We start from the raw sequence: 15,932 nt of genomic DNA, 5'->3' as shown, positions 1-15,932 counted from the left end.
GGTAGATGAAACTCTAGTAGTGATCTGTAGCTTGTAGCTGGCTATTTTAAAAGCTAAGGCAGTTACAGTTACTATGATGATTTCTCTATCACCTTTTTTTGTGCTTTTGTAATACATGGATCATGTGAGCTACACAAGACAGTCCTGTAGAAACCAAAATGGGAGATCTTAATAAGAAAAATTAATGATAATAACCCCTGCTATTGATTTAGTCGCCATTAAATTCACACCTAATGCTAGGAATTCGATGTCTGTATAACGCACTGAACATGTTCCAATAATGGTGTTAAATCACTACCTTTTCACCATCTAAAATGGGCAGTATAGAACTCTCCAAACCGACCATTGTTCCTAGAAGAATAATTATGGCAAATACTAGCAGCTCGATGTCTACTATATAGCGCACCGATCACAGATAGAATATATAGGGCAAGTACACAACGAAGTACACTCAGACTATTTTAGCGAGTTGAAACGTTGCTACCATTAGCCCACAACCAAAGCTTCGAATCCTCACTAGGGTGCCATCCTTATGGCTATAAGAATAACTATGCTAAATACTCAACGCAACTGAACTTAATTCGCTCTATTTATCTTATTGACGCTTAGCTATTTACTTACATGGCATTTCCGATTATTATACATCAAATTGATGATAATATATCGGAAATGCCATGTTCTCTTTACAACCATCGTTTGATGCTATTTCAGACAAATTTATTGATGAAAATTCTGAGGTCGTTAGCGCTCTTGCTGCCATTCACCCCAGTCTTACAACTCAACTAGTTTACGAGGTGATTCTGGCCGCTAATGAAAAAACTCAACATGTTGGAAGCTCTTTTCCAGCTAATGCTCCGTTAGCAATGTGGCAATTTCACATTACAGGTTTTCTTAGAGAAAAACTATGTGCTCTTGGTTGGACTAAAGTTGATGGTAAAGGTGGGGTTGCATACGTAATATCGCCGTGTAAGGAGCATGCAATTCGTGTTTTTGCAGGTAACAAGTATGTAGGTTTACGAGATGGAAACGTAAGCAATAGATCAATTAAGGGAAATACCCTTAAAGATGATATTTATCCGCTATTAAACTCTGATAAAGGAACGACTATTTGGACTTTACTTCATTACCGATTTGGTGAGTTAATGAGATTAGAGCTTTCGCAGCCAAAATCATTTGCAAAAGGTAAGATCAATGACTGGGGTACGCGGATCAAAATCCCTGATGTTAAGTTCAACATTCCTACAACACCGCGTATGAAAGAAAAAGTTGAGGTAGGAGTAGTTCCTGTCAAGCGTAAGAAAAAAGCTTAATCAATTCAAGGCTAATATATGTTTAATCCAAATCGATTACAGTTTGCAATCGATAGGCGAGCTGTGAGCAAAGCTGAATTAGCAGAAAAGCTAAATATTACTCCTAGAACATTAACAAATTATCTAAAAGGAAATACTGAGCCTAATTTAGTTGATATTTCAAGGGTGCTAAGCTTCCCTATCGATTTTTTTAAAGGTAGTGACTTACCAATCATTGATGAACACAGTGTTAGTTTTAGATCTCGTTCTAGAATGACTAAGAAAGTCAAAGCCGAAGCTTTAACTTATGGCATTACTGGCTTTATGCTTAATGATTGGTTTGAAGAGGAGTTTGAACTTGTTCAATCAGAACTTCCTGATTTATCTCATCTATCTCCTGAAGAAGCGGCTAATTCGCTCCGTTACGACTGGGGCCTGGGTGATAAACCTATTGGGAACTTAATTGCTCTATTAGAGTCAAAAGGTATACGTATTTTTTCTATTTTTGTAAAATCGGAATATATTGATGCTTTTAGCGTTTGGTATGATGACACACCTTTTATCTTTCTTAATAACCAAAAAACTATGGAGAGAAGTCGTTTTGATGCATGTCACGAACTAGGTCATTTAGTTAGAGACATATACAGTATGAAAATGTCTGAAAGTTTTAGTAAATCACTTGATGAAGACTTGGATTCAAAAGTAGTCGAAAGATGTGCAGATGAGTTTGCATCTGCGTTCTTGATGCCCGAAGTTGCATTAATGGAATATAGACATGTAAATCCTACCATCAACAATCTTATTGAGCTGAAAAAAGTGTTCGGCGTATCTTTAGTAGCACTGGCATATAGAATGCATAAGCTAGGGTTCATAAGTGAGTGGGTTTATACAAGAGTGCTCTGCCCAGAAATAGCAAAATATAATTATCGTAAGTCAGAGCCTTATCCAATGGATAGAGAGACTTCCCAAGTACTCAATACAATAACTAGTGAGTTAACTTCAGAAGGAATGAGCCTAGACGATATTGCTAAAAAAATTAATCTTAGAAAAGCTGATATAACTCCATTGCTATTTCAACTTGCTGAAAGCACAAAGCCTTTTCATTTATTTCAAGTTTTAAAATAATGTGTAAAAACATGAGTAAAGTTTAGCTACTAGTTTGATCAGCTAAACTTTGCTCGTTCTTTTAATCAAGTATTTATACAGCTTCTTTAGCATTCATTAAATCAATAAACGCCGCCTCAAGCACACCAATCGCCTCATCATCAACGATTAACCCCTCATCTATCTGGCGCTGTACCCATACATGAAGCGCCTCATCATTATAGAAAATCGGATTCACGCCCAATATTTTGGCCAGCTGTGAACCTTGCTGTATTTGTAAGTTTTCAATAAGTTGCTTGGTTAAAACCTTCACATTGTGATCAAACCAAGATGACGTTGTTGGTTGCTGCGCTGACGTATACATAATAACCTCCTGTAGGTTAATTAGATTTTTTAATTAACTAAATGTCCTGCTACAGGTAAAATTATACACGCATTTTGACTCATTGCAAGATAAAATAACCTACTGTAGGTTATTTTATGTGTTTAGAGATTAGATATCTGAATCGTCAGTAAGTTCATATAGATCGCCTACCTCAATTTCAAAATAGCGGCATAGCTTTTCAATCACTTCTAAATCTACTCGAGTGGCTTCTTCATGATACATACGCGTGATTGTGCCTCTGTTGATAGAAGTTTCTCTTGCAACATCTGCAATTTTAAGGCGCTTTTCACCCATTATCGTTGATAAATGACACTTAATCATGATCGTCTCCTATTTCAAATATAGTGCTACTAGCATACAAATTATTCGCTAGACACGCATAGTGCTATTAAGCAGTGCATTTTACTACGTGTCATATCGGTTTAATAGCAAGACCTGTCCAATACTAATAAGCTCAATACTTTCAGTTGTGCTTACTAGCCCTTTGCGATAATATACTTATATGAGTACTTACTCATTTGAGTGTATGAATATATAATCATCATAAGGCCTTTACCATGAAAGTAATCGCAGTACTGAACCAAAAAGGCGGCAGCGGCAAGACCACGATAGCCACGCATTTGGCACGTGGGCTACAACTTCAGGGTCATAGTGTGCTACTCGTTGATAGTGATCAGCAAGGCAGTGCTCGCGATTGGAGAGCTGTTAATGAAGACAATCCTGTTCCTGTTATCGGCCTTGATAGGCCAACGCTTGATAAGGATTTAAAAAATGTTTCTGATAAAGAGTTCGTCGTAATTGATGGCTCACCGCAAGCGACCAATTTGGCACTATCTGCCATAAAAGCCGCTGACTTTGTGTTGATACCCGTACAGCCAAGCCCCTATGATGTATGGGCGACCAGTGATTTGGTTGATTTGGTGCAGCAGCGCATCGAGATGACCGATGGTAAGCTCAAAGCCGCCTTTGTGGTCTCTCGCGCGATCCAAAACACTAACATCGGCAAGGAAGTTGCCGCAGTGCTACAAGATTATAATCTGCCCGTTCTTGATGCCAGAATCGTGCAGCGGGTCAGCTATCCAAATAGCGCTTCAGTGGGTAAAACGGTATTTGAGACAGAATCTGCTAAGAGCAGTGCCGTGACTGAGATCACGCAACTGGTCAACGAGGTTAAAACGTTTTTTGATGAGGAAGTAGAGTTATGAAAGCTGGCCGCCCAAGTAAAGATAAAAAAGACGCGCTTGAGTTGTCTGACGTCACTGATAAGCCTAAAAAGAGCACACGAGTCAATTTCAATCTTGATGAAGATACCTACTTTGAGCTTAAACAATACGTCCTTGATAATCGCACAACCGTCACTAAGCTACTCACTGAGATGATTGAGTCACGGCTGAATGAGCGTTGATGCCCATCCATAGCGTTGATTTTTAAGAATTTATTGTGGGTGCCTATACACCTATACACCTATACACCTATACACCTATACACCTAACGATGTTAATTTAGGATAATCATGAGTCAATCACAACAGCTTCAACAGCTAAAAAAGCAGCTTTGGAATATTGCCAACGACCTACGCGGTAAGATGGGTGCAGATGAGTTTCGGGACTACATATTAGGATTTATTTTTTATAAATACTTATCTGATAAATTCATCCGCTTTGCCAATAATATCTTGGCTGAAGAAGGCGAAGGCTTCGATAACTTTGCAAATTTTGACACCAGTAATCCTGAGCATCTTGAATATATCGAGGAAGTCAAAGAAAACGCCATTGATGAGATTGGCTACGCGCTTGCACCCAATCAGCTGTTTCATCAACTGGCCAAACGCGGCAAACAAGACCAGGCATTCATCCTTGATGATTTGGCTGATACGCTAAAGGCCATCGAGCAGGGCACATTAGGCACAGACTCAGAAGAAGATTTTGCCAACCTATTTGAAGACATAGATCTTACCTCAACCAAGCTTGGCAACAGCCCTGATGACCGCAATGAGCTGATCGTCAAAGTGCTAAGCCACCTAGATGCCATTGATTTTGATCTTAGTAACACCGAAAGCGATGTGCTAGGTGATGCTTATGAGTATCTGATCGGTGAGTTTGCCAGTGGCGCAGGCAAAAAAGCGGGAGAGTTTTACACGCCGCAGATGGTATCCACGTTACTTGCCAAAATCGTCACCAGCGGCAAGGACACCATAAGCTCAGTCTATGACCCAACGTGTGGCTCGGGTTCTTTGCTGCTGCGCGTCAAGCGTGAGGCGAATGACGTAGATAGAATCTACGGTCAAGAGATGAACCGCACCACCTATAACCTAGCACGCATGAACATGATTTTGCATGACGTGAACTTCACCAAGTTTGATATCAAGCAAGAAGACACACTCAAGCGTCCGCAGCACGTCGGAATGCGCTTTGATGCCATTGTGGCCAATCCGCCTTTCTCTGCGAAGTGGTCAGCTGATCCCTTGTTGCTTCAAGATGAGCGTTTCTCAGACTATGGCAAACTTGCGCCCAAGACCAAAGCCGACATGGCATTCGTCCAGCACATGCTGCATCACTTAGACGATAACGGCACAATGGCAGTGGTATTGCCGCATGGCGTCCTGTTTCGCGGTTCAAGTGAGGGCGATATTCGTGAATACATCATCAAAAACCTCAATGCCTTAGACGCAGTGATTGGACTGCCTGCCAATATCTTCTATGGCACCAGTATTCCGACCTCTGTTTTAGTCTTCAAAAAGAACCGTAAGCATGATAAAGACGTCTTCTTTATCGATGCCAGTGACTGCTTTGATAAACAAAAAAATCAAAACATGCTGCTGCCGGAGCATATCGATACCATCATCAAGACCTATCAAGCCCGTGAAAACGTCGATAAATTTGCCCATGTCGCCTCTTTAAAGGACATTCATGATAATGACTATAATCTCAATATTCCGCGCTACGTAGACACGTTTGAGGCTGAGCCTGACGTGGATCTCGCAGCCGTTGCCAAAGCGCTGCAAGATTTAGAAAAAAAGAGCCAAGAAACGGACGCTACCATCAACGGTTTTTGTGAAGAGCTGGGCATTGATTCGCCCTTTAAGGTAGGGTCATGAGCACCGTAGACAGTCAAATCCAGCTATATCAAGTAGACAACCAAGTCAGCCTTGAAGTGAATGTTGAGCAAGACACGGTATGGCTAAGCCAAGCCCAAATGAGTGATCTGTTTGGCCGTGATGTTTCAGTGATTTCACGCCATATCAATAACGCGATTGGTGATGAAGAGGTGGATCCAAAAAGCAATTTGCAAAAAGTGCAAATTGCTTTTTCTGACAAACCCGTGACCTTATATGATTTGGACGTCATTATCAGCGTGGGTTATCGCATCAAATCCAAGCAAGGCGTGATGTTTCGCAAATGGGCAACGCGCATCTTAAAAGAGCATCTCATCCAAGGCTTTAGCATTAATCAACAGCGTTTGCAGCAAAACACCGCTGAGCTTGAGCAAGCCATCGCCTTAATCAAAAAAACGGCTCAATCTGAGCAGCATAGCAAAGACAGCGCACTAGGTTTGGTCGAGATCATCAGCCGCTACACCCAAACTTTTTTATGGTTGCAGCGCTACGATGAGGGTTTGTTGCATGAGCCTGTGGGGCAACCAGGCGGCGAGGTTTTAGACGCACCAAGTGCCATGCAGGCACTGAATCAGCTCAAATCAACCCTGATGGATAAAAAAGAGGCCACAGAGCTATTTGCTAAGCCTCGCGGTGATGGACTGGCTGCCATATTGGGTAATATTCAACAAACGGCGTTTGGTGAGGAAGTTTACCCCAGTATCGAATCCAAGGCGGCGCATCTGTTATATTTTGTCGTCAAAAACCATCCTTTTGCTGATGGTAACAAGCGCAGTGCAGCGTTCTTATTTGTTGATTTTTTATACCGTAATAACCGCTTATTCAATGATGAGGGTACTGCCATCATCAATGATACGGGGCTTGCAGCGCTCACACTGCTGATCGCCGAATCAGACCCCACTCAAAAAGAGGTGCTCATCCGTCTGGTGATGAATCTACTGGTGATACAAGATAAGGATGTAATGTGATGGCAACGCCAAAATTGCGGTTTAAAGAGTTTGAGGGAAGTTGGTTAGCCTCAAAAATAGGTGAGGTTTTTGAAGTTACTTCAGGTGCTACACCTTTAAGAAGTAATAAGGAATTTTTCAAAAATGCAAATATTCCTTGGGTCAAAACGACAGACCTGAACAATGCTGTCATTACACATACGGAAGAACAGATTTCTAAGGTTGCTTTGAAAAGCACTTCCGTAAAAATGCTTCCTAAAGGAACTGTTTTTGTTGCTATGTATGGGGGCTTTAATCAAATTGGTCGCACAGGATTGTTGGCAAATGAAGCTACATGCAACCAAGCATTATCGGCAATATATCCTAACGAGAATATAGATTCGCGATTTCTTTTAGATTATTTAAATCATAATGTGAAGTTATGGAAAAGTTTTGCAGCTAGTAGCCGCAAAGACCCCAACATTACTAAGGGCGATGTCTTAGCATTTCCTTTCAACTTTCCTAATATAGCAGAACAAACCAAAATCGCCACATTCCTATCCGCTGTTGATACCAAAATCGACGAGCTGACGCAAAAGCATGAGCTACTCAGCGAATATAAAAAAGGCATGATGCAGCAGCTTTTTAGCCAAAAACTGCGCTTTAAAGCCGACGATGGTAGTGATTTTGAGGATTGGGAAGAAAGTTTGATTGGCAACGTTTTCACGAACAAATCAGAAAGCTTTAATCCTAAAGTAGAAAATAATCTACCTTGCATTGAACTTGAACACTTATCGCAAGGTACAGGGACAATACTAGGCACTACTGACAGTAAAAATCAAAAAAGCACGAAAAACGTATTTGAAAGATCTAATGTTTTGTATGGAAAATTACGTCCATATTTAAATAAATTTGCCCAGCCTGACTTTAAGGGTGTCTGCTCTACTGAGATTTGGGTTCTTACAGGTATAGAGATATCTAATAATTACCTATATCAATATATACAAAGCGAAGGTTTTTCAGAGCTTACGAGTATTCAGTCTGGTTCAAAGATGCCACGCGCTGATTGGAAAACCGTAGCAAGCGCTGTTATGTCATATCCTTGCTGCGAAGAACAAACTAAAATTGCCAACTTCCTAACCGCTATTGACCAAAAAATTGATAACGTTGCCGAGCAAATCGACCACGCCAAAACGTGGAAAAAAGGCTTATTACAGCAGATGTTTGTATAAGGTATAACATGACTGAGCAAAGTGAGTACCAACTCGAAGACAGCCTAATGACGCAAATGCAGGATTTGGGTTATGAGCGCGTTACCATTACCACCGAGGCGGCACTCCTTGCCAACCTAAAGACGCAAATCGTCCGCGCCAATCAGCTGGATCAGCCATTATCTGATGATGAGTGGAAGCAAGTTATCAGTCATCTTGGCAGTGGCAGCGCCTTTGAGCGTGCCAAAAAGCTGCGCGATAAGTTCAACGTCAAATTCGATGATGGCAGCTCACGCCATATTCAGTTTTTTTGGCCAAACGCTGATGACAACATTTGGCAGCTGAGCAATCAGATTATGGTTGACCACAGCAGCCAAAACGGGCGCACCAGTCGCTTTGACGTCACCATCTTGGTTAACGGCTTGCCCCTAGTGCAAATCGAGCTTAAGCGCCGTGGCGGCATCGAGATTGCCGAGGCATTCCATCAGACCATGCGTTACTCAAAAGCCGCCTACAAGGCAGGACATGGCTTATTTGAGTTCGTTCAGCTGTTCGTCATCAGTAATGGCGCAAACACGCGCTACTATGCCAAAGGCACTCAGCACTTTAATTTTACCTTTCCCTGGGCGGACAGCGACAACAAACCGATCAATGAAATCGTTGATTTTGCTGAGGTGTTTTTAACCCCTACGCATTTAACCGAGATGATCGCTCAGTTTGTCGTGCTCTATGAGTACTCCAAGACCATGATGGTGCTCAGACCCTATCAAGTCCATGCCACCAAGCGCTTAATTGAGCGCGCCACCGCCTCAGACAAAAACGGTTATATTTGGCATACCACAGGATCAGGCAAAACGCTGACCTCATTTAAAGCCAGTCAAATCATCATGGGGCTACCCGATGTCGAAAAGGTGGTGTTTGTTGTCGATAGAAATGATTTGGACACCCAAACCGCCAATGAGTTCAACGCCTTTAAAGACGGCAGCGTAGACAGTACCACCAACACCAAAAACTTAGTCAAGCAGCTCGGCGAGACCCACGACAAGCTGATCGTCACCACCATTCAAAAGCTCAACCGCGCTATCAAATCAGAGCGCCATCAAGAAAAAATCCGCTACTTACAAGACAAAAAAGTCGTCTTTATCTTTGATGAATGTCACCGCAGCCAATTTGGTGAAACGCACCGAAACATCAAACGCTTTTTTCAACAATCGCAGATGTTCGGTTTTACAGGCACACCCATATTGATTGACAACGCTCACAACAAAGCTGGGCTTAAGCTCACTACCGCCTACCTATTTGATGAGTGCTTGCACCGCTACACCATCGTGGATGCCATTCGTGACAGAAACGTGCTGCCCTTTCAGATTGACTATGTGGGTAAATTCACCAAAAACGACAGTGCTGCCGATGAAAAAGTCACCGCCATTGACACTCAAGAGGTCTATAACGACCCTAAACGCATTGATGATATCGCTCGCTATATCATCGAAAAGCATGACACCAAGACCAAACGCCGCGAGTTTAACGCCATATTTTGCGTCAGCTCCGTTGATATACTCACGCAGTACTACGACGCTTTTGAGCGTATTCAAGCGCAAAAGCAAGCCGATGACCCTACATTCAAGCCACTCACCATTGCTACGATATTTTCTTATGCGGCCAACGAAGCGACCGATGCCAGTTTCGAAGACAATGGGCTCATTGCAGAGTCCAGCTTTGAAACCCCTGCCCAAATTGATGAGAGCAGCCGCGACAAGTTAGATCGCTACATTGGCCAATACAATCATACATTCGCTACAAACTTTGATTCAGGCAAGAACTACTATCCTTACTATCGTGATATCGCCACCAAAGTAAAACAGCGCAAGATCGATATTCTGATCGTCGTGAACATGTTTCTGACAGGATTCGACGCCAAAACCTTAAATACGCTATACGTGGATAAGAACCTAAAGTACCATGGTCTGGTACAAGCCTTCTCACGCACCAACCGTATCTATAACGATAAAAAGCCCTTTGGTAATATCGTCTGCTTTCGTAACCTAAAGCAAAACACCGACGACGCTCTAGCCCTGTTTGCCAACAAGCAAGCGAAAGATATCGCCGTCATTCCTGAAATGCATGAGCTACGAAAGCACTACGATCAAGCCGCTAAGACCCTTTTAGACATCTGCGCTGATTATAAGGCCGTTGATACACTAGAGACTGAAGATGAGCAGTTAGCATTTATCAAAGCCTTTCGTGAAGTGATGCGCTATAACGAGCAGTTAGGTACCTTCGTAGACTACGACCAGGCTGATACAGATCTGAATAAAGAAGACTTCGCCAATTTTGCCAGTAAATATATAGACCTATACCGCAACATTCGCACCCAGAACAAGAATAGCCAGGATAAAACCTCAATACTCGATGACATCAACTTTCAGATTGAAATGCTACATAGCGATCGTATCAATGTCGGCTACATACTAGAGCTACTCAAGCAAGCCAATAAGCAGCAAGACGATGGCAACGAAGAGAAGGCAGCCCAGTACCAAGCCCAGGTGAACGATTTAATCATGAATGAGCCGACCTTCCGCGACAAGCAAGAGCTTATCCAAAAGTTCATCAAGGAGCAGATGCCTAAAATGCCAGATGGTCAGACAGTAGAGGAGGCTTTTGCACACTTTTGGGACGTAGAGAAGGAGGCTGCGTACCAAGAGCTATGTAAAGATAACAATCTGAAAGCCGATGTCATGCAAGAGATCCTCAGAAAGTATAAGACTAGCAAGCGGCTACCTGACCGTAACGAAGTGAAAGCGCTACCTAACTATAAAGTTAAGCTATTTGAGCGCAAACCCCTTCACGAGCGACTCATGAGCAAGACTCGTGACTTTATCCAGAAGTTTTATGCTGATATGTAAAAGACTATCCATGATCCTGTGCAACTGCACTTTAACCTAAACCCATCACCAGGGCATCATGGTCAATACACGTTGGCCATTTATGTAATAGCTCATCAGCATCAAAACCTTCTCAGGGGGCAGAGTCAGCTCTTTAGTTGTTCCATTGAGATGAGTTATGCAAGTGATATCATCTGTATAAACCTTAGTCTCTTTATCATAAAACCCAAAAATTCCACCAATCAGCCGAACATCACTCAAAAGCTTTGCATGTTTTTTATCCACTGCCTTACTTATGGCAAGGGTTCCTAATGGCTTATCAGCTATTAGCATCAGAGTAACGAACTGCATCACACGATCATATAATTTTGGATTTTCCATCATCTCATTGTAAAAAGCGTATGCTTGATCGCTTGTGCAGAAGTTTTCAAACAAAGTAAATGCACGAGCTACCATTTCCGCAACGCTATGATCATCTTCTGCAAATTTAATGGCTATCGTATTTCTTGCAAGTGGCAGCATCACAGATAAAGCGCCTTCACTATCTGCCACTACACCATCGACCATATACGGCTCTATATTTGCATCAAAGCTTGATAGCGCAGCTTTGTGGCTTTCAATAAACATAACCTATTACCCATGATAGTTTGGATTACTTCCACCAGTAGCATGACTATTGTCATCTAGTAGCGAATCCTGTTCTCTATAATTAGCCAGAGAGTCAGATTGCGTTTGGTTATTGCTATCAGTATTTCTGCCTTCAACGCCTGTATTTTGATCAGTAGCTTCTTTATTATTTTCTTTTACGTTGGCTAAAAATGGATCCTCTTCCTCACCCAATCCTATATCACCACCTAAACTCTCGATCATACTTTTGAATAAAAACTTATCTGATTTCCTTGTTAAAAAATCTGGAAAGTGAATGGCGAAGTAATCTCGAATCATTTGCTCAGTTTCACCTTCAGTTGCCAATACTTGACCCAAAAATGCCCCCATTAGAATCTTCTGCTTGTTTAATCGTTTATCCAGCTTCACCTGCTGAACCTTAGCTTGGCGTTTTAACTCTTCTAACCGTTGACGCTCTTTTAGCTCATTAGAGTCTTGACTATCAAAAATAGACATAGGTGCTTTATTATTAGATACTGACATCAGATTTACCCTTATCGATTAAATTTTACTCAGCATAGCAAGCACCTCACTATCATTCAATCGCTTGTGGTAAGCTTTAACACAACCGCATCAGACACCTCAGATATATTATTTTAGTATTTGATGGTGGCGTCTCCCTGACTAAGGGCGAAGTAACGACTCAAAATTTAATCTATCCACTTCGTTACTATCTTAATTTTGAATCCTTCTTCGTTGGGGAAACCCCAAACCCCGCACACCACAAAAAGCGGTGGTGTGAAAAAAGCAACAATAGCAGGTGGCTCTTTATGACGATGGTACATATTGCGACAAAGGCGATTTCTCGAAAATCAGGGCAGTCAGCTGTGGCGTCGGCGGCCTATCGTGCTGGGGATGTGCTTGATGATGCCAAATATGGCAAGACGCATGACTATAGTAAAAAGTCTGGGGTTATGAGTAGCGATATTGTTTTACCATTTTCGCTAAAGGCGCTGGGTGTGAGTGTGGATCGAGAGACGCTTTGGAATACCGCTGAAGCGGCAGAGACACGTTCGGACAGTCGGGTGGCGCGTGAGTGGCTGATTAATTTGCCGTATGAGTTAGACGAATATGATCGGCATCAGCTGGCCATCAACTTTGCCCAAAAGCTTTGCGACGATATGGATGTGATTGCTGATGTGTGTATCCATCGTCCGGTGATGAAATTGCCTTTTGATCCTAATGTACCGCCAAGCTCTAAGTATTTGCGTGAGGGTGAGGAGAACCCTGATCCCCGTAATTTTCACGCGCATATTTTAGTCACTACTCGAGCGCCTACCATTGGACCGAATAAAACCTTGGCGTTTGATCCAAAGCTTAAGACCCCGTTTGAGTGGTCCAACAAAAAACGTAAGGCGCATGATCTGCCGTCATCGATGCAAGAGATTAAGCGTGTTCGGGAGATGTGGGTAGATACCGCCAATAAAGTGTTGGCGCAGCATCATCTGCCATTGATGGATGCGCGCAGTTATAAGGATCAGGGGCTTGATCAGCAGCCCACCATTAAAATGGGCGTTGAGGCGACGGCAATGGAGCGCCGAGGCATCACGACCGAAAAAGGAGACACCAACCGCGCCATCAAAGCACGTAATAAATTGGTGGCTGACAACCATATCAAACAGGAAGCAGACAATGAGCGACGAATTAGCGCACTTAGAAAAGGACTTGCTTGGGCAACTGAGAAAAATGCAAGACTACCTGGCAGCATTGGAGGCACAAAACAGCGAGCTGATTTTGCAAAACACCTCTCTGGAAGCTCAGAACCTCACATTACGTACTGCACAGAACAAAATAATAGAACGGCAATTCGAGTTGACGACACAAAACGATGCGTTGAAGAGGCAAAATCAGGCATTGCTTGGGCAGCTAAACGATGCGAAAACCTACCAAAGCGATGTGATGACACAAAACAAAGAATTAATGGCACAGCACAAGCAAATAACAAGCTCACACAAAGAATTGACGACACAAAACAAGCAATTGAGGGAATCACTGAAGCTATCGGAAAGTCAAATATTGAAATTAACAAAGCAACTGAGCGAAGTGCAAGACCAGCCCCCAACCCCTTCGATGACGCAGCACGACGAGCAAGAGCTGCTCGACTTGATCGACAGCAAAGACAAGTTGATCGAGACACTCGAGCAAACCGTCACAAAGATGAGAGAATCTTTGAGTATGCTGAACGTATGAAGCTGCACTTAGCCATGCGTTTAATTCAACGCCATCACAATTCAATGGCAATCAGCTGGGCACAAGGAGAAACGATAGAGGATGCCCCTGATAAATTTGATAAGCGTCAAGTTGCGATACTTAGCGAGTTTGCAAAGCGCCTTGGTATTGAAGATAAAGATAAAGCGCTAGGGTTTAGAGATCACTTACAGCAAGTGGGCAAACGTTTTGATTACACGCTAGTTGAAAATAACAAATCCATTATCAAGCTTTTGCGTGATCCTAAAGCTGAACGAGAGCGGTATCTGGCGCTTATTAAGCATTTTGAGGACTTTAGGGACGATATTGATCAAAAGCGTGCGACATTTAAAACTAGTATCATCAATAAGCTAGGCGGTAGCGCAGGAGACGTTGGTAGACTGACTCGAGACGTTGTCTCCTCATTCAACTATACAGAATGGTTAACTGATTATATTGATAATGATAATCACCCAGCTGAGGCGAGGAAATGTGCTAAAGAACATCTTGCAGATACCTTAGATAAAACGTGTCAGCAGTTTAAATTTGCGTTTCGTGATATGAGCTCATTACCAACTACCCAGCGTAAAGCTTACTCAGAGACTCTTAAAGCCGCTTTAGAGACGTTTACCGAGCAATACGACGGAAAGCTTTCTGAAAGCCAACACAGAGCACTACAGGACGGTTTAGAGTCCTATCAGCATCAAGTGAGTAGAACTAATGCACCCAGTCGAGGATTTAGCCCTTAATCTAATCCTTAAAAAAACATTACACAGGGTTAAATTGCTTAGGCAAGCTGCGTGGTTTAAGTGATGATTTTTCACTTATCCACAAAAAAATTTATCACCCGTTTCTTTGAGGGTTTTTATTTGATCCTGTTTACTCCTGTTTATTCCTGTTTGAGAGCTATTTTTCCCTGTTAAAATCAATACCTTACAAGAAAGAAAAAGAGTAAATGAGCAGAAAACAGAGTAAATGAGCAGAAAACAGAGTAAATGAGCAGAAAACAGAGTAAATGAGCAGAAAACAGAGATAAATAAAAAACACTCTTTTTATAACTCTATTTTATGATAAGATCTTGTTAAATGTAACTATGGGCGCAGAGTTGAAATGGAAAATAACTTAGTTGTTCAGTCAAATGATTTAATCCTAGCAACGTACACAATGCAAAAGACGGATAAAGAGCTCATGCTTGCTTGTATCAGTCAAATTGACAGTAGGCCTGATGCACCAAATGTCACGCAAGACACAGAATATAAAGTAACAGTTGATGATATTAAATCATTGTTTTTTGGTAAGAAGTCTAAGAACGAACAGAATGTTTATCGTGACATAGAGAACGCAAGCAAACGTTTATATGACGTCGATATTGTTATGAGCTTGCCCGAGAATAAAACGCTTCAAACAAGGCTTGTTAGTAGTATTGTTTATGATCCGGATAACGGAGAAGTCGTATTATCATTCGCAAATAAAATACTGCCATATTTGACGCAACTTAAAGCTAATTTCACTAAATACAAGCTATTAGAAATAGGTGAGTTATCGAGTATTCATTCAATAAAAATGTATGAATTGGTGGTAATGTGGGTTAATCAATACCAGTACAGCAAAGAGTTTACGATAGAAGAGTTTAAACACGTAATGTGTGTTAAAGATAAGTATAAGCAATTTAGTGAGTTGCGAAGATATGTTATTGAAACAGCTATCAACGATATAAATGAAAATACGAATTATAAAGTCAGTGTAGAGTATCAAAAAAAAGCAAGAGGGAAGGGCTATAAAGGCTTAAAGCTCAAATTTCACAAAAAGTTATTAGATAAAATTGCTGGTAAAGACGGTAAATTGTCAGAAGATAAGATCAAATCAATTGTTGATAATGTGCAGTTTATGAACGACTATAACGATCACCCAGGTTTAAGCTATGACGGTAAAATGAGTACTGATAGTTTTAAGCGTGAAATGATTAACATCATACAGCGGGAGCCTGAAAGCTTTAACAAGCCAAACAAAGCGCTTGAGAGCTACTTACCAAAAGTCAGTCAAGGTAAGTAATTACTATGTTTACTACCAATTATGATATATGGCTTACTTAAGAGTCAAAGGCCAATGCTTTTGCAGTGTTTGAAATCTATGGCCTGAGATACCATCTTAAAAAAGCTAAATC

At 41.7% G+C, this 15,932-nt stretch carries 14 protein-coding genes; 10 read left to right on the top strand and 4 right to left on the bottom strand.

Annotation, left to right across the window (positions count from 1 at the left end; translation table 11 throughout):
- Positions 1-674 precede the first annotated feature (674 nt).
- Together AS194_RS11030 and AS194_RS11025 are read left to right on the top strand one after the other, a co-directional pair.
- Positions 675-1,310, top strand: a complete 636-nt coding sequence (locus AS194_RS11030; protein ID WP_025643763.1) for a hypothetical protein — start codon at positions 675-677, stop codon at positions 1,308-1,310.
- An 18-nt stretch (positions 1,311-1,328) separates the two neighbouring features.
- Entirely contained in the window at positions 1,329-2,414 is a 1,086-nt protein-coding gene (locus AS194_RS11025) for an ImmA/IrrE family metallo-endopeptidase (RefSeq protein ID WP_025643762.1), read from the top strand.
- Positions 2,415-2,487: 73 nt separating this feature from the next.
- On the opposite strand, the gene AS194_RS11020 is transcribed toward AS194_RS11025, so the two are convergent.
- On the bottom strand, positions 2,488-2,757 hold the full coding sequence (locus AS194_RS11020; protein WP_025643761.1) for a hypothetical protein: 270 nt from the start codon (positions 2,755-2,757) through the stop codon (positions 2,488-2,490).
- Positions 2,758-2,886: 129 nt separating this feature from the next.
- Positions 2,887-3,099 carry a helix-turn-helix domain-containing protein gene (locus tag AS194_RS11015; protein WP_058025560.1) on the bottom strand — a complete coding sequence of 71 codons (213 nt, stop codon included), beginning with the start codon at positions 3,097-3,099 and terminating at the stop codon, positions 2,887-2,889.
- A gap of 236 nt (positions 3,100-3,335) precedes the next feature.
- Between AS194_RS11015 and parA the strand changes: the two genes are divergently transcribed.
- The 6 genes from parA (at position 3,336) to AS194_RS10985 (ending at position 10,936) form a co-directional block, all read left to right on the top strand.
- Complete coding sequence (parA, locus tag AS194_RS11010; protein ID WP_058025559.1) at positions 3,336-3,983, top strand: ParA family partition ATPase; 648 nt, start codon at positions 3,336-3,338, stop codon at positions 3,981-3,983.
- The gene (locus AS194_RS11005) at positions 3,980-4,183 is read left to right on the top strand and encodes a hypothetical protein (protein WP_025643755.1); all 204 of its coding nucleotides are present in this window, start codon (positions 3,980-3,982) and stop codon (positions 4,181-4,183) included. Before parA ends, AS194_RS11005 begins: the two co-directional genes overlap by 4 nt.
- A 108-nt stretch (positions 4,184-4,291) precedes the next feature.
- On the top strand, positions 4,292-5,875 hold the full coding sequence (locus AS194_RS11000; protein WP_058025558.1) for a type I restriction-modification system subunit M: 1,584 nt from the start codon (positions 4,292-4,294) through the stop codon (positions 5,873-5,875).
- Positions 5,872-6,861 (top strand): Fic family protein, encoded by a 990-nt coding sequence (rhuM, locus tag AS194_RS10995; protein WP_058025557.1) that lies wholly within the window; start codon positions 5,872-5,874, stop codon positions 6,859-6,861. The genes AS194_RS11000 and rhuM overlap by 4 nt, the downstream gene beginning before the upstream one ends.
- The gene (locus AS194_RS10990) at positions 6,861-8,051 is read left to right on the top strand and encodes a restriction endonuclease subunit S (RefSeq protein ID WP_058025556.1); all 1,191 of its coding nucleotides are present in this window, start codon (positions 6,861-6,863) and stop codon (positions 8,049-8,051) included. The genes rhuM and AS194_RS10990 overlap by 1 nt, the downstream gene beginning before the upstream one ends.
- Before the next feature lie 8 nt (positions 8,052-8,059).
- On the top strand, positions 8,060-10,936 hold the full coding sequence (locus AS194_RS10985) for a type I restriction endonuclease subunit R (RefSeq protein ID WP_025643893.1): 2,877 nt from the start codon (positions 8,060-8,062) through the stop codon (positions 10,934-10,936).
- Between the two features lie 45 nt (positions 10,937-10,981).
- Here the strand turns inward: AS194_RS10985 and AS194_RS10980 are convergent, their stop codons facing one another.
- Together AS194_RS10980 and AS194_RS10975 are read right to left on the bottom strand one after the other, a co-directional pair.
- Positions 10,982-11,542, bottom strand: a complete 561-nt coding sequence (locus tag AS194_RS10980) for a hypothetical protein (protein WP_025643896.1) — start codon at positions 11,540-11,542, stop codon at positions 10,982-10,984.
- A 6-nt stretch (positions 11,543-11,548) separates the two neighbouring features.
- The gene (locus tag AS194_RS10975; RefSeq protein WP_025643898.1) at positions 11,549-12,064 is read right to left on the bottom strand and encodes a hypothetical protein; all 516 of its coding nucleotides are present in this window, start codon (positions 12,062-12,064) and stop codon (positions 11,549-11,551) included.
- A 287-nt stretch (positions 12,065-12,351) separates the two neighbouring features.
- On the opposite strand from AS194_RS10975, the gene AS194_RS10970 reads away from it, so the two are divergent.
- Positions 12,352-14,517: a MobA/MobL family protein gene (locus tag AS194_RS10970; RefSeq protein WP_058025555.1), complete on the top strand. Its 2,166-nt coding sequence runs from the start codon at positions 12,352-12,354 to the stop codon at positions 14,515-14,517.
- Between the two features lie 361 nt (positions 14,518-14,878).
- Positions 14,879-15,820, top strand: a complete 942-nt coding sequence (locus tag AS194_RS10965) for a replication initiation protein (RefSeq protein WP_058025554.1) — start codon at positions 14,879-14,881, stop codon at positions 15,818-15,820.
- The last annotated feature ends 112 nt before the right edge of the window (positions 15,821-15,932 follow it).

It is taken from the genome of Psychrobacter piscatorii, assembly GCF_001444505.1.
Classification (GTDB): domain Bacteria; phylum Pseudomonadota; class Gammaproteobacteria; order Pseudomonadales; family Moraxellaceae; genus Psychrobacter; species Psychrobacter piscatorii_B.
This window is presented reverse-complemented; position numbering and strand designations above follow the sequence as displayed.

Excerpts from the sequence above, each read along its gene's own strand:
- AS194_RS11030 (WP_025643763.1), top strand. The coding sequence starts at position 675 with ATGTTCTCTTTACAACCATCGTTTGATGCTATTTCAGACAAATTTATT.
- AS194_RS11025 (WP_025643762.1), top strand. The coding sequence starts at position 1,329 with ATGTTTAATCCAAATCGATTACAGTTTGCAATCGATAGGCGAGCTGTG.
- AS194_RS11020 (WP_025643761.1), bottom strand. The coding sequence starts at position 2,757 with ATGTATACGTCAGCGCAGCAACCAACAACGTCATCTTGGTTTGATCAC.
- AS194_RS11015 (WP_058025560.1), bottom strand. The coding sequence starts at position 3,099 with ATGATTAAGTGTCATTTATCAACGATAATGGGTGAAAAGCGCCTTAAA.
- parA (WP_058025559.1), top strand. The coding sequence starts at position 3,336 with ATGAAAGTAATCGCAGTACTGAACCAAAAAGGCGGCAGCGGCAAGACC.
- AS194_RS11005 (WP_025643755.1), top strand. The coding sequence starts at position 3,980 with ATGAAAGCTGGCCGCCCAAGTAAAGATAAAAAAGACGCGCTTGAGTTG.
- AS194_RS11000 (WP_058025558.1), top strand. The coding sequence starts at position 4,292 with ATGAGTCAATCACAACAGCTTCAACAGCTAAAAAAGCAGCTTTGGAAT.
- rhuM (WP_058025557.1), top strand. The coding sequence starts at position 5,872 with ATGAGCACCGTAGACAGTCAAATCCAGCTATATCAAGTAGACAACCAA.
- AS194_RS10990 (WP_058025556.1), top strand. The coding sequence starts at position 6,861 with ATGGCAACGCCAAAATTGCGGTTTAAAGAGTTTGAGGGAAGTTGGTTA.
- AS194_RS10985 (WP_025643893.1), top strand. The coding sequence starts at position 8,060 with ATGACTGAGCAAAGTGAGTACCAACTCGAAGACAGCCTAATGACGCAA.
- AS194_RS10980 (WP_025643896.1), bottom strand. The coding sequence starts at position 11,542 with ATGTTTATTGAAAGCCACAAAGCTGCGCTATCAAGCTTTGATGCAAAT.
- AS194_RS10975 (WP_025643898.1), bottom strand. The coding sequence starts at position 12,064 with ATGTCAGTATCTAATAATAAAGCACCTATGTCTATTTTTGATAGTCAA.
- AS194_RS10970 (WP_058025555.1), top strand. The coding sequence starts at position 12,352 with ATGACGATGGTACATATTGCGACAAAGGCGATTTCTCGAAAATCAGGG.
- AS194_RS10965 (WP_058025554.1), top strand. The coding sequence starts at position 14,879 with ATGGAAAATAACTTAGTTGTTCAGTCAAATGATTTAATCCTAGCAACG.